The sequence below is a fragment of the Pseudoalteromonas sp. SG43-5 genome (assembly GCF_014164345.1).
Classification (GTDB): domain Bacteria; phylum Pseudomonadota; class Gammaproteobacteria; order Enterobacterales; family Alteromonadaceae; genus Pseudoalteromonas; species Pseudoalteromonas distincta.
The window spans coordinates 25,606-47,835 of record NZ_JACJFA010000009.1; the positions used below are offsets into that span (position 1 = coordinate 25,606).

General features: G+C 38.6%; 14 protein-coding genes. 7 read left to right on the forward strand and 7 right to left on the reverse strand.

Annotated features, from left to right (window positions below):
* Positions 1 to 43: 43 nt before the first annotated feature.
* Entirely contained in the window at positions 44 to 715 is a 672-nt protein-coding gene (locus H5161_RS11285) for a hypothetical protein (protein WP_182769305.1), read from the reverse strand.
* A gap of 193 nt (positions 716 to 908) precedes the next feature.
* The gene (locus H5161_RS11290) at positions 909 to 1,871 is read right to left on the reverse strand and encodes a class 1 fructose-bisphosphatase (RefSeq protein ID WP_182769306.1); all 963 of its coding nucleotides are present in this window, start codon (positions 1,869 to 1,871) and stop codon (positions 909 to 911) included.
* Positions 1,872 to 2,127: 256 nt separating this feature from the next.
* Here H5161_RS11290 and H5161_RS11295 point away from each other — a divergent pair, with 256 nt between their 5' ends.
* A complete protein-coding gene (locus H5161_RS11295) occupies positions 2,128 to 3,033 on the forward strand; it encodes a LysR family transcriptional regulator (protein ID WP_182675184.1) in 906 nt (301 codons plus the stop codon).
* A gap of 66 nt (positions 3,034 to 3,099) precedes the next feature.
* On the opposite strand, the gene H5161_RS11300 is transcribed toward H5161_RS11295, so the two are convergent.
* Complete coding sequence (locus tag H5161_RS11300) at positions 3,100 to 4,542, reverse strand: sulfatase-like hydrolase/transferase (RefSeq protein ID WP_182769307.1); 1,443 nt, start codon at positions 4,540 to 4,542, stop codon at positions 3,100 to 3,102.
* A gap of 136 nt (positions 4,543 to 4,678) precedes the next feature.
* On the opposite strand from H5161_RS11300, the gene H5161_RS11305 reads away from it, so the two are divergent.
* From H5161_RS11305 to H5161_RS11330, 6 genes are all read left to right on the forward strand, one after another.
* Entirely contained in the window at positions 4,679 to 7,462 is a 2,784-nt protein-coding gene (locus tag H5161_RS11305) for an alpha-L-rhamnosidase (RefSeq protein WP_182769308.1), read from the forward strand.
* Complete coding sequence (locus H5161_RS11310; protein ID WP_182769309.1) at positions 7,449 to 8,900, forward strand: sulfatase; 1,452 nt, start codon at positions 7,449 to 7,451, stop codon at positions 8,898 to 8,900. Before H5161_RS11305 ends, H5161_RS11310 begins: the two co-directional genes overlap by 14 nt.
* Positions 8,901 to 8,909: 9 nt before the next feature.
* Positions 8,910 to 10,613, forward strand: a complete 1,704-nt coding sequence (locus tag H5161_RS11315; protein WP_182769310.1) for a GH39 family glycosyl hydrolase — start codon at positions 8,910 to 8,912, stop codon at positions 10,611 to 10,613.
* Positions 10,614 to 10,915: 302 nt separating this feature from the next.
* On the forward strand, positions 10,916 to 11,635 hold the full coding sequence (locus H5161_RS11320) for a polysaccharide lyase (protein WP_259398692.1): 720 nt from the start codon (positions 10,916 to 10,918) through the stop codon (positions 11,633 to 11,635).
* A 66-nt stretch (positions 11,636 to 11,701) separates the two neighbouring features.
* Complete coding sequence (locus H5161_RS11325) at positions 11,702 to 14,989, forward strand: glycosyl hydrolase (RefSeq protein ID WP_182769312.1); 3,288 nt, start codon at positions 11,702 to 11,704, stop codon at positions 14,987 to 14,989.
* 24 nt (positions 14,990 to 15,013) lie between these two features.
* Complete coding sequence (locus tag H5161_RS11330) at positions 15,014 to 17,377, forward strand: alpha-L-rhamnosidase N-terminal domain-containing protein (RefSeq protein WP_182769313.1); 2,364 nt, start codon at positions 15,014 to 15,016, stop codon at positions 17,375 to 17,377.
* A 272-nt stretch (positions 17,378 to 17,649) separates the two neighbouring features.
* Here the strand turns inward: H5161_RS11330 and H5161_RS11335 are convergent, their stop codons facing one another.
* The 4 genes from H5161_RS11335 to H5161_RS11350 all read right to left on the reverse strand — a co-directional run bounded on the left by H5161_RS11335 (position 17,650) and on the right by H5161_RS11350 (position 22,133).
* Positions 17,650 to 18,603 carry a hypothetical protein gene (locus H5161_RS11335; protein WP_182769314.1) on the reverse strand — a complete coding sequence of 318 codons (954 nt, stop codon included), beginning with the start codon at positions 18,601 to 18,603 and terminating at the stop codon, positions 17,650 to 17,652.
* Between the two features lie 22 nt (positions 18,604 to 18,625).
* Positions 18,626 to 19,834 carry a right-handed parallel beta-helix repeat-containing protein gene (locus H5161_RS11340; RefSeq protein ID WP_182769315.1) on the reverse strand — a complete coding sequence of 403 codons (1,209 nt, stop codon included), beginning with the start codon at positions 19,832 to 19,834 and terminating at the stop codon, positions 18,626 to 18,628.
* Positions 19,835 to 20,281: 447 nt separating this feature from the next.
* A complete protein-coding gene (gene lldD / locus H5161_RS11345; protein ID WP_182769316.1) occupies positions 20,282 to 21,418 on the reverse strand; it encodes an FMN-dependent L-lactate dehydrogenase LldD in 1,137 nt (378 codons plus the stop codon).
* Positions 21,419 to 21,584: 166 nt separating this feature from the next.
* Positions 21,585 to 22,133 (reverse strand): winged helix-turn-helix domain-containing protein, encoded by a 549-nt coding sequence (locus H5161_RS11350; protein WP_182769317.1) that lies wholly within the window; start codon positions 22,131 to 22,133, stop codon positions 21,585 to 21,587.
* Positions 22,134 to 22,230: the final 97 nt, after the last annotated feature.

Consider the following 22,230-nt stretch of genomic DNA (forward strand, 5'->3'; position numbering starts at 1 on the left):
CTCGAAACAGAAGCCCTTTTGTCTGGGGCTTCTTCTATGTTTATTACCAGTATACTCGCTCAAATCCTGTATTTCTTATGTAATCTCTGTTCTTAGGGTTATCTACTACTACGACTTCTAAAGATTCATTCGCTAATGACGCATCATTAAACTGAGGGTCATCGATAAACACTTTGTCAGGTACCTTGAGAGGATAGTTCTTTTGTTGTAAATATCTGTAAAAACTATGTATTTTCACATCGCCCATATTAAAACACTCTACGGAAAATTTTTCCCAATTAGTATTAGTTGCTAATATAACAAGCCTATTATATTCAAACTGAGTAATTAGGTTTCGCTCCACTAAAGCTGCAGTAAAACCTCTTGCTGCCTCAATATAGTTGGCTGTGCTTAATACAATCAAATCGCAGATGTGTATACTTTGCCTGAGTGCAATAATGGCTTGTTTTGGTACAAAATCCTTATCTATTAAGTCTAGGGTTAGCCTTTTAGCTGTATTAAAAATCTTCTCTTGTGCATTTTCAACACCCCGGAGTAAACCAAGTGCACCTACAAGTAGAGTATGCGAGTTTTCATACGTTTTACTTTTTGCTTCCCACGCTAAAACCATCGCTTTGAAACCCGCTGGTTCACATAGCTCTTGCATAACTAAGAACCATAAATCATTGCCACTTTTAGTTAAAGTACCATCAATATCAAATATGTGAGTACGCAAACTCTATACACTCCAGTTTAAATACAATATATAAATCGGCATTATTTTCAGCCTTTTCAACTTCATAAACAAAACAAGTTCCAATCATTTACCGTATATCAACGATTTCCGTTTAACCTAAATAACCCTGCAAAAGGCACCTACTGCAGCTGAGGCTTATAGGTAGCTTGACGAGTAATTTTTGTATTTAACGCTAAATAGTAGACTTATTATAATATTCAACCTGCTCTTTAGAGCCTATAGCTACGGGCACTCGCTGATGAAGGGAAGTCGGCTCAATAGTTAAAATTGACTGGCCTAAGCTTGTTGCTAAGCCCCCACTTTTTTCTATAAGTAAAGCAAGTGGGTTAGCTTCATATAGCAGCCTGATTTTGCCATTACTATTCCCGCTTCTAGTATCTTGTGGGTACAAGAATAATCCACCACGGCTAATAATGCGGTGAATATCACCTACCATAGCCGCATTCCATCTCATGGAAGAACCTGAAAATGCATCACTTTGATATAAAACCTCATCAAAATAACACTGAACCTTTTCTGGCCAGTAGCGATAGTTTGCAATATTCACTGCGAATTCTTTAGTTTTTCCCGGAATATCGAAGTTATTTTCTGTTAACAGGTAGCCTCCATGAGTAGAGTCTAGTGTGTAACAACGCGTTGGGCCTCCTGTCGTCATAACAAGTAGAGTTGAAGCACCGTAGAGGACATATCCGGCACACACCTGCTCTTCACCTTTTTGAGCAAATTGTAGCTCGCTATCATCAGGTACATCATCTTTTGCTTTGTATATTGTAAAAATAGTGCCTATTTGCCCATTAATATCAACATTAGACGAGCCGTCTAATGGGTCGAATGCAACGATATAAGGTGCCTTTGGTGTAGCAGCAACGACAAAGTCTTCTTCTTCTGAGGCAATGGCGCGAACAGAGTCGTCATTTAGCAGCATATCTTTGAGTAGCTGGTTTGCAATAACGTCCAATTTTTTTTGCACTTCTCCCTGAATATTCTCATCTAAGGTTGAGCCAAGTACACCAGCAAGCGCACCTTGACTAACTCTAAAGGAGATCTCTTTAGAAGCTGCTAGAATTGTTCTAATTAACATAATTAGTTCAATGTTAACGTTGTCTTTTTTTAGAGCTGGTATTAACCTTTCCAATTTTTCACCCTTTGTATTTTACTAAACTTAAAGCAGCTATGAAAAATTTAGTTGTCAAATTTAAATACTTTTCATATCTTAAATATTACCCAGTTACTGACAATAAAAATCAAAAGCATAAATAGCTTTATTACTTCCTATTCTATGTAACTAGCTGTTGATAATTAAAGATGACAATATACTACCCATCCTTTTATGTGTATATTCACAATAAAGTTATAAACTGTTTCCATTAATGTCATAATAAAGAGGGTTTATGGTAGGGGCTTCAGAATTAGCTATTTTTGCTATAGTTGTTGAGGAAAACTCATTTAGTCAAGCCGCATTAAAAATGGGGCTATCAAAAACAGCTGTTAGCAAAAAAGTATCTGCTTTGGAAAGTAAACTAAATACTCAGTTACTCTACAGAACAACAAGGAAGCTGAGCTTAACAGATGCAGGTAAACTACTTTTTGAACATGCAAAAGGAATTAATCAGCAAGCGAATGATGCATTTAATGCAGTAAATGAGCTTTCTTTAGAAGTTTCGGGGCATATTGTGATGTCAGTACCGACTATATCCGGAGAGCTATTACTGGCCGATTTAGTTGCAAAGTTTTGTAAAAAGTACCCTAAAGTCACTATAGAATTACGCTTAGAAAACAAACTCGTCGACCTAGTTGATGAAGGCGTTGATTTAGCAATAAGAACTGCAGTTTTAACAGACTCATCATTAATAGCAGTGCCTTTGTTAGAGTCAAATTGGGTTGTTTGTGCATCTCCAAAGTATTTAGCCGACGCTGAAGCTATCGTCGATATAAACAGCTTAAAAAAACACAATTGCTTATGTTATGACTTACAAGCTAACGGGAGTAATGAATGGCGCTTTACTCTAAATGAAGGTCTAACTTCAATAATAGTAAATGGCAGTATGTCATCTAATAATGCATTATCATTAAAAAAAGCAGCTCTTAATAACGTAGGCTTAATATACGTGCCTAAGTGTAGCGTCTATGAAGAGCTAAAAAGCGGTAAATTGGTACAAGTTTTAAAAAACTATGAAACACGCTCTTTAGGTGTTTTTGCCGTATACCCTTATACACGCCATAAACCAGAGAAGATTACATTACTTATCGATGATATAAAACAAGCCTACCTTTCCCTAAAGCATATTTTCAGTTAAAGCACTTATTTGTATTAAAAAAATCTAGCGGCCTCTTAGTTAAAAGAAGCCGCTGATGATCTATGTTTACTCTGTACTATTTAAAAAGTGAGTTCTTTCTTTAACCTCTATGGTTCTTTGATCTTCATACATTTTAATATATTCACCTGTACGCTTACGAAAATATTCAACTTTAGATTTATACTCAGGAAGTGTAGCTAAATTAAGTTTTTCTTGGGGATCTTCAATTAAATTATAAAGTTGTAAATAGTTATTTTTGTAAAAATCGACAAACTTCCAATTGTCTGTTCGCACACCAACCATAGGAGGTATCGATACCCTCTTTGGCTGATACATATGCTCAAAGAAAAATTCATCTCTCCAGGAAGGCATTTCTTCACCTTTAATCAACCCAACTAGACTGTTTCCTTGATATATTTTAGGTATTGCAACATTTGCATAATCTAAAATTGTAGGAGCTATATCAATGTTAAGCGCAGTCTTATCAATAGTAACTCCTTGCTTAGTATTACGAGGGTCATAAATGATTAAAGGCACTCTAAGGTCTTCTTCCCAACCAAACCACTTACCGGCTAATTGACGTTCATTTAAGCTGTATCCGTTATCTCCAGTGTAAATTACAATCGTATTTTGCAACATCCCAAGTTTTTCAAGTTGAGCGATAATTTGACCAACGCCCTCGTCAACCGCGGTGATTGCACGATAATGACGTTTAATCATTTTTTGGTACATTGCGTCATTGGCATACCTGTACTCCCAACGCATCCGCCCAATAGACTTCTTTAAAAACTCTGGCAACGCCACGAATGTCTCATCATCAGATAACTTTGCAGGAGGAATCGTGATATCACTATATAAATTTTCAAATTTTGCTGGGTAGTGATATTGATTCTCTTTGTCACTATCAAGTGCATGAGGGTTCCAAAAGTTAACATTGAGCACCCAAGGCTTAGAAGTGTCATGCATATTTACAATAAAGTCTTTAGCCCTTTGCGTAATATAATGAGTTTGAGGAATTTCGCTGCCTTTATAAGTGTTTGTTTTTGAATGTAGCAGCGGCTCAAAAAAGTCAAACCTATCTGAATCATCACCTGAGAGCTTAATTTCATATTTACCAACAAATCCAGACGTATACCCACTATCTTTTAGTTTTTTTGGATAAATATTGTCAGATTCAATAGCACCGGTTGCTGGTCGACTAAAAGTAAAGTCGTGAGTTCGTTCTGTTAGCCCGGTCAATATACTAATACGGCTTGATGCACAAATAGGAGTAGTAACAAATGAATTAGAAAAGCTCACCCCCTGATTAGCTAACGCATCTAAATTAGGTGTTTTTATAATAGGGTGATTTTTGCCTAGCAAATCCCAGCGATGATCATCAGCAAGAATAAAAAGAATATTGGGACGTTTATTAGTCGTTTTTTTAATACCCTCTCGGTCAGCTCCATGAGAGTTAAACCCTATGGTAATTAAAGTTATTAAAAACAGTGTGTTTAAATACATTTTCATTTTATCCATCCAAAAATTTGCATCACTACTCGGAGTAAAAAATCAAAACCAATCACAATGATGACTTATTTAGCTTGAAAATGACAGTTTTAATGTTACTGTAAAGAAATATTTGATTAACATACACACACACAAAATGAATAAATCAAGTCAACAATGTTTATTTAAGGTATTTGTTAAGCCGTTGATTCTCATGTCAATTATGTGCTTAAACGTAGCGTGCAGTAGTGAAAGAGAAACGCCCAGTTCTACACAAAAAGCCTTTGAATCAATTGCTGCTCCCATAGAGTTAAAAGTAGGTGAAGGTTTTGAATCACCCGTGGGTTATTATGAAAGTAAACCTCGTTTTTCATGGGAAATAGCAAAAAATACTCACTCGAATTTCCAGTCATCTTATCAAATCCAGGTAAGCACAACTTTAGACTTACTTTCTGAGCAGCCAGATTTATGGGATAGTAAAAAGGTAAACTCACCTAACACTAGTTGGATTCAATACCAAGGGCAGCCTCTCTCTTCAAGACAAAACGTATTTTGGCGTGTTAAAGTTTGGGATGAAAAAGACAGACCCTCCGAATGGAGTGAACCGCAAAGTATAGAGCTTGGGCTATTGACTAATAAAGATTGGCAGGCTCATTGGATCGGCCATCCAGAAACCAAGCAATCCAAAAAACCATCAAAGAGTACTATCGCTACCCCCCAATATTTTAGAAAGTCATTCAATATCAACAAAAAAATAAACAAAGCGCGTTTATATATTACTTCTAAAGGTGTATTTAAACCTTTTATTAATGGTGAAGAAGTTTCTAAAATCGACGTAATGACACCGGGTTGGACACCATACAGTAAACGAATAGAAACCCTTACGTATGACTTGACTGATAAATTAACACTAGGGGAAAACACTCTTGCATCAATATTAGCAGGAGGCTGGTTTTCAGCACGGATAGCCGATTTAAAAGAGACAGATCATACTCACTCCCCTCTTTTACTTGCTCAGCTTGAAATACAATTTACTGATGGCTCCAAACAAATTATCAAAACAGATGAATCTTGGAAAGTAACTCAAAATGGTCCTATTCGTTTTGCTAGTAACTACGATGGTGAACATTATGCACAAGCTTTAGAGCAGCCCAATTGGAATAAAAATGAATTTGATAGTGCTAAATGGCAAAGCGTGTACACACAAAAAATAGATCCAACTATTAAGCTCAGCCCAAAAAGGCACGAGCCTATACGAATCATCGATGAACTTTCACCTATCAAAATTATGAATATTTCAAAAGATAGTGTGGTATTTGATTTTGGACAAAACATGGTCGGTGTACCTGAAATAAAAATACCGGCATTGGCCAATCAAAAAATAAAAATTGAATTTGCTGAAGCACTACATATGGGCGAATTTTATACTGATAACTATCGCAGTGCATTATCAACTAACTACTTCACCCCATCCAAATCTGAACGAATTACATACAAGCCAACGTTCACTTTTCATGGGTATAGGTACATAAAATTATCTGGGTTTGATACCTCAAAAACCCCCTCTAAAGACTGGGTAAAAGCGCTCGTACAGCATTCTGATATCAAGCTGTATGATAACTTTCATTCCTCTCATACTAAGTTAAATAAATTGTTCAGTAATATTAACTGGGGTCTTAAAAGTAACTTTTATGATGTCCCCTTAGACTGCCCTCAGCGAGATGAACGACTTGGATGGACCGGCGATGCAAATGCATTTGTTACACCTTCAATGTACATGGCTGACTCATATGGCTTTTGGTCAGCTTGGCTGGAGAGCATGCGAGAAGAGCAAACAGATAACGGTAAAATCCCCTTATATATCCCGTATGTTGAATGGATAAAATGGACCTCTTCAGGCTGGGGTGATGCCGCCACTATTATTCCTTGGGAACTGTATATGATGACTGGCGACAAATCAGTTCTATCAGATAACTACAGTATGATGAAAAATTGGCTAAAGTACCACGAGAGCCAAAGTGATAATCTCATTTCTAACATGCAAACGTTTGGTGACTGGTTACAACCTTACCCGAAAGCGCAGGGGAAAAAAGCAAACCGAGGTGATACAGATTTCAGTTTAATTGGTACGGCATTCTATGCTCGTTCTGTAGAGTTAACGCTAAAAACAGCAAAAGTACTTAACCAGCAGGCTGATATAGAGCAACTAACGACGTTGCATCAACAAATAAAAGCCGCGTTTAGAAACACTTTCTTTGATCAAAACCTAAAACCAAAAAAAGGTGAGGCCACGCAGACAGCTTATCTGCTTGCTTTGGAGTTCAATCTACTCGAGCAAGCAGAGGTTAAAAAAGCACAGCACCTACTTATTAAGCTCATCGATAAAGCTGACAATCACCTTCGCACCGGTTTCTTGGGAACACCGCTACTAGCATCAGCTTTGCAAAAAGCTGGCCGAAGCGATTTAGTCTATCAACTATTATTTAAAGAAAGTTATCCCTCATGGTTTTATTCAATCAACAATGGCGCAACGACAACATGGGAACGCTGGAACTCCTATTCATTAGAGAATGGCTTTAACCCACAAGGAATGAACTCTCTTAACCACTACGCTTACGGCACTATATCAAGGTGGTTCTATGAAGGAATATTGGGTGTTAAGCCTATAGAAGCAGGATTTAGAGAATTTAACGTTTCACCACAATTTTCTCATTATCTAAATCAGGTTAGCGGAACCATACCAACAACAAATGGTGCCATTGAACTCAATTGGACATTAGAGGGGAATGAAGCATCTATTTCTCTCACAGTACCAAAGAACTCCACAGCTATACTAGATTTGGCTCATTTAAGTAACGTAACAATTTTAAAGCAAGGCAAAGCTGTTACCCCTAAGAAAAGATTAACACCTGGGGAGTACCTGATTAATGGCAAAATTTAATTATATAGCTGCATTACTAATGCTAGCGCTTACAGCATGCAGTACAAGCCAAACAAAGCATGAAATGCATGGCAAAAAGGCTAAAGAACCCGTCAATATACTCGTTTTTTTGGTTGATGATTTACGTAATGATCTTGGCGTTTATGGTCACAAAGATGTAAAAAGTCCTAATATAGATAAACTGGCGAATGAAGGCGTAAAATTTACCAATGCTTATGCACAACAAGCGATTTGTGGGCCGTCTCGTGTCAGTATTATGACTGGATTACGTCCTGAGACGACCGGGCTTTATACAATTCGCAGGGATGGCCGCCTGCGCCCAAATCAACCGGATATTGTTTCTATGCCACAACTCTTTAAAGGAAACGGCTATAAAACTGTCAGCATAGGCAAGGTTTATCACAGTGTAACGGACGACCAAGAAAACTGGTCAACCCATATTAAAAAGCTGGATAACTTTTACGCGAATCCTGAAAACGCAAAAGCTAGATTCGCATATGAAGCTGGCGACGTAGATGACAACTTTTATAAAGATGGCAAAGTAGCAACGGATGCAATCAATACTCTAAAACAACTTAAGGATGATAAATTTTTAATGTTTGTAGGCTTTAGTAAGCCTCACCTGCCCTTTAATGCTCCAAAAAAGTATTGGGGTCTCTATGATCGAGAGCAGTTCACAGTTCCAAGCAGAGATAAACCAGAGAATATGTATAAGCTAGCTCTCACCAAGTGGGGGGAACTTCGCATGTATGGCGGCATTCCGAAAAAAGGGGATGTTGATGATGAGCTCACTAAAACGCTTATTCATGCTTACTACGCATCAGTAAGTTACATGGATGCACAAGTTGGCCGAGTCATGAAAGCAGTAGATGAAATGGGATTACGTGACAATACAATGGTCGTGTTTATGAGCGATCACGGATATAAATTAGGTGAGTATGGTGCGTGGAATAAACACACCAATATGGAATTAGATACAAAGGTTCCCCTTATTATCAGCCGTGAGTTATCACATGAAAACCGACAAGCAGGTGTAACATCAAGCGCACTTGTCGAAAACGTTGATATTTTCCCTTCTGTAGCTCAAGCAGCCGGACTCCCCACCCCTAACATAGATGGTAAAAGCTTATTAGCCTTAGCAGATAACCCTGACATGCCATTTAAGAAAGCTGCTTATAGCTTATTTAATCGTGGAAAAATCATGGGAGTGACAGTGACGGACGGCCTTTGGCGCTATACAGAATGGCGAGATGCTAAAACGCAACGGATTAAGAGTACTGAGCTCTACAATCACACAACCAGCGTTGTAGCAACCGCTAATGTGTCTGGCCAGAGGCAATATCAAACGCTTGAGCAAGGGTTAAAAACCCTTCTGCATGAAAAATTTCCACAAGACGCTCCATCGTTTTATGAAAAACGTCACATAAAAAACAATTAAGAAAAAACAATGAAACTACTTCAGCACACACTAATTACACTCTGTATTTGTATTTCTGGCTGCCAATCGCCAGACGCTGCATCACTTAAAGATAATACAACCACACAGCAAAATGAAATGACACATACTTTCACTGCTGACTTCACCTCAGATAAAGAAAAGCTAGGTGAGATTTATGATTTTTATGATATCGCAGTAAGGACCGAGCGCGGTAACCCTAAATCTAAACCAGCTACCTTTGGTCGAAAAGCCAAAGTTAATACTGTCCGTATGCTAGGTGGTTGGTACAACCAAGATCTAACTGGTGATACCTATATTTGGGATGGAGAGAAATACGTCTACAATTTTAAAGCCGCGACTGATCGCATTGATAGTTGGCTTGAAAGTGATTGGGATATATTTCAAATAGTGTTAGATAACCCTCCTTGGGCATTCCAGCGTGGTTATAACTTTGTCAACGAGCCTGATGGCATACATTATTTAGCCAAAGACCGAGTCGGCGTTTATGGTAACGGTTTACCGCCAAAAGACGCAAAAGCCTGGCATAACTATATTTCAGCATTCATAAAGCACTTAGTTTCAACCTATGGCGAAGAAAAAGTAAATAATTGGCGATTCAGAATTGGCTCAGAAATAGATACTCGGCCACAGCATTGGGCCGCCACTCAAGAAGAGTTTTTTAAACATTATCAGAACACCGTTTTAGCAATAAAGTCTGTGCTACCTAATGCCATAGTTGGTACTCACTTTAGAGAAGCGACCCATAAAAGTAAGTATATTGACTATACAGGCAACACTGAGGATGCTTATGCTCCAAACTTTGTCAGCTGGGCAAAACAAAATAACGTACCCTATGACTTTTTAGCCATTTCCTATTACCCCCATATTACTCACCCCCATGAAATGGATATGCATGAAGTATATCAAACGCAAATAGCACCAATTCTCGAGCACCCTGATTATAACGATGATGCCCGTTTTGAGATTCATGAGTATAAATTTATCGTAAAAATGAAACGTGCTGGTTTCGTCAGTGTGGCAACGTCGCACAACTCTGCTTTTTTTGCCATGTTGTCAAAAATGATGCTCGAGAAAAACATAAAAGATGTTTACCAATGGGGTAATGCAAGAGATGGCTCCTATAGTCCGGAAGCAATGACGCAACTTGCACTCAACGATATGGTTGGCAATACTTTTTACCGTAATATACGAGGTGTTACTCAATCAATCAGTGGAAATTATATTGATGGTATATTTTCTCAAAACTCAAACAACCAAAACATTGATATTCTTATGTTTAGCTTTAATAAAGAAAACATGGAATATCAAGCACCCGAGCCAATCTCACTTTCATTAAATGTCGGTAAGCCAGTTGGTACCAAGTTTAAATACAGAGTTGCGCAAATTGATAACGCAAGCAATATTGATCAATTATTTTTTGCAGATCACCCTAATGCCATGATACCGCAAAGCCAAGGAGGCTGGCGCAAAGACGATGCTCACCCAACTGCATCAGCGACTAACGCATTAAACGAAGCCGGACTTAAAATCTATAAAGAAAGCCTACCCAAATATGGAAAAATCAACACGCTCAATTGGAGTGAATGGCGCACATCTGTGACCAAGGAAAGTAAGGGTGCTTCTACCTCATTAGTAGAAATAGACAACACACTGCCCTCTTTCGCGGTGCAAAAATATCAGATCCAGTGGTAATAGAGCCCTAAAAATAAGACTAAGTAGGAATTTGATTAATGCGAAATAAATACTATCAGCTCGCAGCATTGGCAGTGCTTTTATCAGGTTGTAATAGCAATGATTACACTGCAGATACTCAGGAATCACTCAGTACACCGAGTTACCCTGTCAACAATAAAACTAATAGTAATTCTGAGGTTAAGCGTCTTGATTCGGTGATCTATGAATCATTTGAACAAAGAGGATGGAATGCGGAAAATACCAGCCTTAGTATAAGTACACACCAGCCGGGACTCAATCGAGCACTACCGAAAAATTTTTTGTTCACTCAATTTCAAGGACCGCATTCCTTTTCGGTAGAAAGTTCAATTGCACGTTTCGGCAGTTTTTCAGCAAAGTTACATTGGCAGCATGATGAACCTCAAAAATACAATGGTGACCCTCAAGTGCTCGATAATACAGACCGTAAAGCGATGTTTCATGGGCATAAAGCCAGCACGACATTAGCGACTGTTTGGTACGGCTTTAGTGCTTATTTTCCTAGCGAACAAACACAACTAGAGGATGGCCAAGGTGCTCTATTTTTTCAAATTCATGGAGCTAGAGACAAAAATAAAGAACCAAATCGTATCCCACCACTTTCAATAAACTTAGTGGAGAATGGCTTTAATATTGGCTATTCATGGGACAGTAAAAAGACCAGTACAAGTAGTCATGGTGAAGATAATGAAACCTTTGATGTTCCAGCTAAGCTAGCCGAATACCAAGACCGCTGGGTCGATTTTGTTATCAAGGTAAAAACAGACCCCTTTGAAAATAACGGTGCAATTTCTATTTGGGTGGATGGTAAGCAAATGGTTAACCGTACACATATTAAAATTGGCTATAACGATGACATGGGAGTTTACCCTTCATTTGGTTGGTATCTTTGGGGTAAATACGTCAACCGTAACCAAGACATGATTATGTATCTTGACGAAGTTCGTCAAGCCGAAGGGGAAGATATTAGCTATCAGGACGTTGCACCTAAAGCTAACTAATAGAGCGTTCTAAAGTGGGTTAAGCCAAACGCTAAATTAGTACCGTAAATTTTTAAAGAGAACAATATGAAATTCAAGACTCATACTATTCTGCCATTAGCTATAGCTGTATTTTCTCTAAATGCCTTAGCAGAACAATTATCCCCTGACTCGTTTAATGATCCCCAACAAAATTATTTACCTAAAACGTGGATGCATGCAATGAACGGTAACTTGAGTAAACCGGGGTTTACTCAAGACTTTAAAGCCATGAAAGAAGCGGGCATTGGAGGGGCTATATTTTTTCATGTACATCGCCGTAATAGGCCCTATTCATCAGATGGTCCAATTCGATTTGGCACTGAAGAATTTTATGACCATCTTGTCCATGCAGCCGCACAGGCCGATAAAAATAACATTGAGTTTGGCATTCATAACGCCGATGGTTGGACTTCAAGTGGTGGTCCCTGGGTTACACCTGAAATATCGATGAAAAGGATAACTTGGTCAGAGAAAGCTGTGAAAATAAGCCGAGATAATCAACTATTTTTACCCCCTCAACCAGGATTCTATGAGCAATTTTATCGTGATGTTGCGGTTATTGCGTTACCTGCAAATAAATATAACCAAAGTAACGCGTTTGCTAATGCGAAAGTGACTGTTTCAGATCCTACATTAAATGCTGACCTGCTCACCGACAATGACTGGGATAGCACATTAACTTTTAAAGGAAATAAAGCTAATAACTACTGGGTACAAGTAGAAGTTGATAAGCCAACCACATTGCGTAGTTTACATATTGAAACCCCTAACCGTCATGGTGATGCTGCATTACAAATATCAGCTGATGGTATTAACTTCACTACCGTCGTTAAAAAGCTAAGGCGGCCTCGACCCGGAGCAAGACTTTGGGCCTTTAGTCCGCAGCTTGTTAGTGAACAAACTGATGGTTACAAAGCCAAATTTTTCCGTTTAGTGTTTGACAAACCAATCACTCTTAAGCGTTTTGACTTGTGGTCGGTACCAAGAATTGATGATTGGTTTTCAATGAATTCGATGGAACGAGGCCAAGTAAGTTTAGCACCTAAAATTAATCAATCTGCGATTACTAAAGCAAAAGATGTTTTAGTGTTGAATCGTGGCGAGTTACCCAAAAAAGGCATCAAACTCCCTAAAGGTAAATGGCGCGTCTTGCGTTTTGGTTACACCAGTACCGGCGCTTATAATGTACCCGCGACAGTTGAAGGTGAAGGGTTAGAGGTTGATAAGTTTGATGCAAAAGCCTTACGGTTTCACTTTGATGCTTTTGTAGGAAAATTAGTAAAAAAAATGCAAGCAAAAGGCATTAACTCACTAAAAACAACTGAAATTGATAGCTATGAAGTGGGTGGACAAAACTGGACCACAGGGATAGAAAAAACCTTTCAAGAAAAGTTCGGTTACGACTTAATTAAGTGGTTACCTTTACTAACTGGCCGCGTAATTGAATCACCAGAACATACAGGAGCTATTTTACAAGAGCTCCGCCAGCATCAATCAGATTTAATGGTTGAAAACTACTTTGGTGAGTTTACTCGTTTATCACACCAATATGGCTTAGAGTCATACATTGAACCTTATGGCTGGGGCCCTTTTGATGAATTAGCCTCAGGCGGTAAAGCAGACCGTTTAATGGGCGAGTTTTGGGTGAAATCATTCCCAGGTACAGACAAGGTTTATCATGGGCGAACCAGTGCTGCTATTTCATCAGGTCATATCTACGGTAAAAAAATCATCTCCGCGGAGTCATTTACCTCTACAACCGTTAACTGGAAAGGCCACCCATTCTATTACAAACATCATGGTGATCATATGTGGGCTCGAGGCATTAACGAGACCATGTTCCACCGCTTTGCACATCAGCCAAACAATCATATTAAGCCGGGTATGACAATGGACTCAATTGGGTCTCATATTGATCGCACTCAAACATGGTGGAATAACGGGGGGACGCATTGGTTTAAATATTTAGCCCGCGGATCGTACCTATTACAACAAGGTGTGCCGGACGCTGATTTTTTAGTACATTTAGGCGATGTAGCACCAGTACGAGGAAATAGTGGTGTTGAAATACCAGCAGGTTTTGGTCACGACTTCACTAATACCGATGTATTGCTTAACCGTATAAGTGTAAAAGATGGCTGGCTTGTCTTACCTGAAGGTACTCGATATAAAGCATTATACTTAACCAAAACTGATTATCTCCACTTAAAAACGTTAAAACGGATACAGTCGTTAGTAGCTGCTGGTGCAACCGTTATTGGTAACAAACCGAAAGATGTGATCGGGTTCAGCGAGTGGCCAAATAGAGACAAATTTCAGCAAATTACTGATGAACTTTGGCCAAATACTGCAAGCACCATTAAGGCTTATAAAAAAGGCCTTGTAAGCAACTTAAGTCTTGCTGAGACAATTAAGGAACTTAAATTACAACCTGATCTTTTAATAAACGACGAGCCCGTAAAAGTTTTTGCAAAACGCCGCATTGACGGTAATGACTTATACTTTTTTCACAGTGAAAAGCCAGAGTTTCAACAAATCAGCATCGAAATACGTGATGGCAACGGCTCACCGGAGATTTGGAACAATACGGATGGCACTATTGAACCAATCCAAAATTACCGCAGAGACGGTAATCGAATCATCATTGATTTAGCACTTGAGCCTTACGCCAGCCGTTTTATTTTGATCCGTCGAGATAATAAAGCACCACAATATACCGGTGCCTACTCTCAACTGGTGATGGATGTATACCTAAACGCTGAAAAAGGAACGAAAATAAAAGAGCTGGCTGGCCCGTGGAACATTAAGTTTGATCAAGAATTGGCAGGCCCAGGATTAGTTACATTTGATAAATTACAAGACTGGAGCACACGCCCAGAAGAAGGCATTAAGCATTATTCTGGCACCGCTCAATACTCTAGAACGTTCTCTATCTCTGAGCAGCAAGTCAAAAAACAAGCCCCTATTTATCTTGATTTAGGTGAGGTACAGCAAGTCGCAGAAGTCACGCTCAATGGTAAGAATTTAGCTACCTTATGGAAGCCACCATTCGCATTAGATATCAGTAATGCGCTCAAAGCGGGTCGTAACCTATTAGAAATAAAAGTCACCAATACTTGGGTTAATCGATTAATTGGAGACGAAGCCCTCCCAGATACCAGTGGTTATAAAATGACGGGGAAAACGGTTCCTTGGCTTAATGCCAATGAACCACCACCAAAGAGTGAGCGTGTGACTTTCACAGGTTATAACTTTTTTGCAAAAGAAAAAAATAGAACGTTACAGAGTTCAGGGTTAATAGGCCCTGTTCGAATAATTCAACCAAGCTTATAACTTGACAACATTATGAGTAAAAAAATGAAAATAACACACCTCACTAAAATTATTGCATTAATAATAGCTGCGAGCTCCTTTAATTTATTTGCTATAGATTGGGAAGCAGAGTGGATCTGGACTAAGCAACGAGCTGGTAACCCAAATACGTGGATCGCCTTGCGCAAAGAAATCACCCTTGATGAAATTAACCAATCAGCCACCGCGTATATCAGCGCCGATACTAAATACTGGCTTTGGATCAATGGTGAGATGGTTGTTTTTGAGGGCAGCTACACTGGGGGGCCTTCACCGGTCAAAAGCGCCCCTAGAGTTGATGACTTTGCAATAGCATCAAATAAGTACTACGACACTGTCGATATTAAAAAATACTTAAAAAAAGGGAATAATACCATTGCGGCCTTAGCTTGGTACTACGGAGATAACGGCAAAAAAGGCACTCATATTTCAGCCTCAAAGGCCGGTTTTATTTTTCAAGCACATATTGGCGACACCGTTATTACTTCAGACGACACGTGGAAAGCTAAAGATCATAAAGCCTACCAACCAACCTTTAAAGATTCCCCTTACAGAGTGGCAGCTTGGAATATTAACTATGATGCCAACAAGGATTTAGGTGACTGGGGGGAACATGCGTGGTATTTGCCCAATTATGATGACTCATCTTGGCAGTCTGCTAAAAGTATGCGTAGCCCACCGGCTGCTCCTTTTTATAAGTTGTATCCAAGTGAAATCCCTATCTTAAAAAACAATGGGTTATCAAATTGTACAAACTTTAATGAGTCCGACTTTCCATTCGTTAGCGACGGCAAAAAAATAAAGTGCCATTTAGATTTTAATAAAAACTTTACGCCTTTTTTTGATATTGAAACTGAGGCTGGCCAACAAGTCCATGTGAAATCAAATATGCGACTTAGTACCATCGAAACGTTTTATACCACAAAACAAGGTCGTCAGCAGTTTGAGTCATTCTCATGGACGAATGGCCGCTTTATTGAATACACCATACCCAAAGGTGCCATTGTACACGGCTTAAAATACCGTTGGACGGGTGTTGGTAGTACCCCCGGTCACTTTGAATCGGACGATACATGGCTAACACGTATATGGCAAATGGCTGAAAACACGCTATATATATGCGCACGAGATAACTTCATGGATACCCCAGACCGCGAGCGAGGGTTATGGATTGGTGATGTTGCTGACCAAGCGAGCTACCTGTTCTATTCAATGGATAAACCCGGACGCGACCTGCTAAAAAAAGCAATAAAAGTAACAATGGCTTTTAGTGATAGCGAGTCAGGTATCTTTGCAGGTTTAGGACCTGGACGTTTTCGTGAGCTACCCGCACAAAGCCTTCAATTTATTGATCAAGCAATTTGGCACTACTATTACAATACCGGTGATAAAGAAACACTCGACTATGCTTACCCTTATGTTCACCGCTACCTGACCCTATGGGAAATTAAAGATAATGGACTGCCCACATTCAGAAGTGGTGCATGGAAATGGACTGATTGGGGTCCACAAGAAACGATAGATTATGGCGCGATCCAAAGTGCTTTATATTACAGCGCATTAGTCGCGGCGAAAAAGATGGCTATTGCACTTAACAATAAGCAGCATCTTGATTATTACGATACTCGCATAGAATCCATAAAAAATGCTTATCAAAAACTTTATTGGCAAGATGGTTTTTACAGCAGTGATCCCAACAAGTTTAAAGATGATCGCGCTAATGCAATTGCAATCTTGTTTAACTTAGCTAAGCCATCTCAGTATCAGCAAATTGTAGATAATGTTTTGATCCCTAATCAATTCGCAAGCCCTCACTTTGAATGGATGGTGTATAACGCTATGGCTAAAGCTGGCCGCTATGAGGACGCTCTAGCAAGAATGAAACAGCGCTATGCCAAACAAGTGAACAACCCTGCCCTTTCAACACTTGCTGAATACCTACCAAGAGGCGGCACAGAAAACCACGCATGGAATGCCCCCAGTACAGTCTTAAGCCAGTATATAGCAGGTATTGAACCCACTTCTGTTGCATGGGAGTCATTCAACGTACTACCAAATATGGTCCATTTAAAGAATATTAAACAAAGGGTACCTTCAGTCAGAGGCGATATCGATTATGAAATAAATCGTAATGATAATTCGATCAACATATCTCTTAAGTCCCCACAAAATACCAACGCAATAGTCGGCATTCCTAGAGAGTTTTTTAATATAGAAAGCGTCAGTTTTAATGGCGATAAAGCGTGGCTTAAAGACACCTCATTTTGGTCTAAACCAAAAAAGATTGAAGGGGTAACATTTATAGAAGCTGATAAAAAATACTTAAAATTTAAAGTAACAGGTGGTACTTGGAATATTGAGGCTTTATAAAAGTGTGCTGCTTAAATATATTCTTGTTATACAAACACTTTCTAAGTAAGGCAGCTTATTTTTTGCATACTTAGAGAGTTAAATAAGTCAATAATGAAATAGTAATAATTTTGTAGATTAATGAGCTTATTCAAACGTAAGGCGAGAGTGTTGATTACTTAGATGTTGCACCAAGCATCTAAGTAATCCTCAGCAAGCTGAAGTAATTGTGAAGCACTTTTCCTTGTACGTAGTAAACTATTGAGATATCTCAGTTCATTGGAATAAGACACTTATTCAGCTACTAATGAAGTAAGAATATCCGAGATAATCATTTTGTTTTCGACAGTTTCAGTTGGATCCTCCTCCATATAAACGAGTAACCTTACTAAGGCTGAGACATTCCCTAATTTTGACCGTTTAGATATTACTAAATTTCGTAATAGTTTGAGAATATCTTCTTTATTATCCTCGTCGGCTTCCTCTAACAATTTATAAATCGAAACACCTCTATAAGTGGTATTTGACAAGAGCACATCTAAAGCTAATGCTTTAACATTTTTATCCGACGAGTACTGGTATATCAAATGAATAGGAGTCTGATATAAATTGGCTAATTCATACTGATCTTCATCAGCTAGAAAATTAAGTAATACCGCATATTCATACTCTGATAGGTATAAATTAAAAATAGTATCTATAATTTGTACCTGTGTAGACTTATCCTTTAGCGAAAATATTAGTTTTATCGCATCGATACGATTTTCGAGGTCATGATGATACAACAGCTCATTTATTGCCGCTTTTATTTGTGATGTTGATCCAAGGGCTAAAATTCTTCGCAGATAGATACGTTGCTCACCATGCGCTAAATCGGCAAAGGTACTAAGCAATTGATAATAAATAACTGAATCAGATGATGCTAGTTGAGCAACTTGGTTTAGCATAGCTTCTGACGATGAAATAATATCGTCATTTGACATGGGCTGACCTAACCTTTCTATCCAGCTATATATATCTTTAGTATGTCTGTTAATTCTGGGATTTTGTTTATGTGAAAGAGGCGAGGAAATAGTAAAGTCTTTTTCTACCAATTCCTCTTTTTTTGGAAAGGTGCTTTTTGAGTCATCATCACTCAGCCTTTTCAAAGCATCTGGAGTATCATCTTCTAATAGCAGTATTTGCTGCACGCAGAGTAATACAAATAAAGTTACACCGATCAAAAGTGTAACTTTACGTAATGTCATTATTAACACCAACAAGTCACCATTATTCGTTTACAGAACGAATATCAATATAACTATTATAAGTATTTCCGGTGATACTAATAGGTGCATTACCTTGCTTAGACAATGCAATCACTGTTTTATTACGTCTTTGCGAAGTTGAGCCATCAGCACTGAAATTATTATTTCTCATTTGATTTAAAGTACCACCAAGGTTCTCAAAAGTTACACCTCTATATTTACCGCCACCGCCTAACGCACTTTCTGAACCAGCAACTTTGCCGCCTAAGTTAATAATGGCGTTACCATTTACTTTTGAATTACGCGTATTTTCTAATAATATCCCTCTTACAGAGCGATTAATTTCGTTATTTTCAATTGTGATATTTGACGCTACACGCCCTGGCAAGTTTTGCTTAATGCTAAGCCCAACTGCAGTGTCTACAATCTCGTTACCGCGCATCACTATACCATCAGCACCACGCTTAGAGGATATACCGTCATATGCACGCTTAATAACATTATTTATTAAGTGGTACTCACTTCGCATATTCGCATTTTGACCATTAGCAGAAACATAAATACCCGCATCGCGAATACCATAGAACTCACTGTTTCTAACTTCACCACGTTTTACGGAGCTCATAAATACACCACTGTCACCGCCCGCGTCCGAAAAAACCTTATCAGAGCCTAACGTTCCGCGCATGAGCACACCATCAACAAGTGCGTTATCTATTCGCTGCGGCCCATTTGTCCATGCACCTCTTATAGATAATGCATCACCTGTTTTCTGAACTCCTTGCCTAGAAGATGGTACAAGGCTTTGAATTGGCACAACGGCTGAGTTATCAGATTTTGAAAATTCAAAATAACCACCCTCCCAACTCACGTTTGCGTTTCGCTTATTAGAATAACGACATTGATCAGAAGCGCTTTTCACCGCATCAATACTAAACATGTCGCCATCAAGCCCTGCTGCCGAAGTGAAGCTAGCTCCTGATGCATTTACCGTTAAATCTTTTCTAACAACGATAGTAATAGGCTTAGATATAGTAAAATCACCAGTGATTGTAACTGGAACACCGGTATTAGTAGCTCTTTGCAGCGCCTCAACAAGTTGTGAATAATTTCCGCTGGCAGGATTAAATGGCTTTTTGGTGCAACTATTTTGCACTGCTTGGGCTAAACCTGATGTCGCTGACAGCGATAGAGCAATACTAAGGAACCCCAATAGTTTTATTTTTTTCATTTTATACCTTATATTATCTGACTAAATATGATCAATAGTTAATGATATTGACTATACTGGACTGTTTTTGAATATTACAGAATTAACAAATATTTAACAAGAAAAATAATTCCCAAAATGGGGTCGATGTGAAAAGTGGTGTTTACAGTAAAATATAGATATAAAAATGTATTAGCTGGAGTTTTTCGCTTTCCAATAAAAGACTTTAAGAAAGCATATATTGTAAAAAGCAATTTGATATAGTGAATAATGTATTCATTGTAGGGTTTTCACATAGGCGAACATTTATTGATTTAATAAGCTTCAGTTACAAAAAATAATATGTCTTATCTATGCTTGGTCTAATACACCATATTTAATAAAAATATGGTGTCATTAAAGCGTTTTGTTTCCACATAACTGCTAGGACTCCTAATAAATAGGTTTTCCTGTAGTTCAGAACAACTATTAATATGAAACCAAAGATTGCGGACCCAAATCATTTATTGACTTTGCGCCAGTCAAAGTCATCGCTACTCTCATCTCTTTTTCATACAGGTCTAGCAAATGCTCAACGCCTTTTTGGCCATTCGTTGCTAAGGCGTATATATAAGAGCGGCCTAGCATTGCTGAATCAGCGCCTAAAGCCAGCATTCTGACTACATCAAGTCCATTTCTGATACCTGAGTCTACGAGAATTTTAATATCTCCTTTGACCGCATCAGCAATCTTAGGTAATGCTCTTACTGACGACATAACTCCATCTAATTGCCTACCACCATGATTAGAGACTACAATACCATCAGCACCGAATCGGACGGCATCTCTCGCGTCTTCTTCATCTAAAATACCCTTAATGATCATTGGACCATCCCAAAAATCTCTTATCCATTCAAGATCTTTCCAGCTAATCGATGGGTCAAAGTTGTTACCAAGCCAACCAATATAATCGACTAAAGACGTTTTTTCGTTACGATATGCAGAAATATTTCCAAGATCGTGAGGTTTACCCATTAAACCCACATCCATAGCCCAGCGAGGATGTGTCATAGCTTGTAATATTCGTTTCGACGCTGCGAATGGGCCACTCATGCCAGAATGCATATCTCGGTATCGCGCACCTGGTACAGGCATATCTACTGTGAATACAAGGGTTTTCACGCCAGAAGCCTTTGCTCTTTCTAGCGCATTTTTCATAAAGCCTCGGTCTTTCAACACATACAACTGAAACCACATTGCGCGGTCAATGTTAGGAGTAACTTCTTCTATTGGACACACTGACACTGTAGACATTGTAAAAGGGATACCTTTGTTTTCAGCAGCCTTAGCAGCTTGTACTTCCCCACGCCGTGCATACATGCCGGTTAAGCCTACAGGCGCCAAAATTAAAGGTAGGTTTAACTTCTCCCCAAATAGCTCTGCACTTAAATCTAAGTCAGACATATCTTTTAAAACACGCTGCCTTAAGGCTACATCAGATAAATCTTGTACATTTCTATTTAGAGTATGTTCTTTGTATGAGCCTCCATCAATATAATGAAATAGAAAAGGAGGTAGTTTAGCTTTAGCAGCTTTGCGGTAATCTGTAGAGGCTGAAATAATCATTTTACTTCCAATAGAACATATAGTTATTGTGTATTGGATAAATATACGCCACTTAATATTGCCTGTATATTGGCAATAATAAAAAAGACTGTTTCTTAAATGCGACTAATAACTTAGCTTTTATCCAACCACAGTGTTATTTCATACGCTTTATATTTAAAAATTTTCACTCTACTAATCTATACCCTACTGCAGGTTCAGTTAGAATATGTACCGGGTTAGCAGGGTTAACCTCTAGCTTTTGCCTAAGCTGTGCTATGTGGACACGAACATATTCAGGGCGCTCAATATATTGCTCACCCCAAACATCACTCAAAATAGCGTTATGTGTTAAAACTTTATCCTTGTTTTGAAACAACAAGAGTAAAATTTTATATTCTTTGTTAGTCAGTTTTACTTCGTCGTTGTTACGCATCACTATATGCTTATGAGGATCGATGGTTATTTGTCCGCATTGCAATACCATACTTGGTTGCGTATTAGCCCTTAATAGTACTCGCTTTCTAGCTAACAGCTCATTTGCACTAAAAGGCTTTGTAATATAGTCATTAGCCCCATTATCCAGAGCGGTTACTTTTTCAACTTCACCATCAGGAGCAGAAAGAACTAATATTGGAATTTGACACCATTGACGTGCCTCAATTAACCAAGCTTGGCCATCCATATCGAGTAGTCCTAAATCTAGCAGAACTAAATCAAAGTTTTGCTCACTCATTAACGCAAAGCCATCGATTTACATTTATCGGGCCGCACAATCGGCTGGCTTTTAAAAGAACGCAATTCAGATATAAAACCACTCACATTGAGCCGGG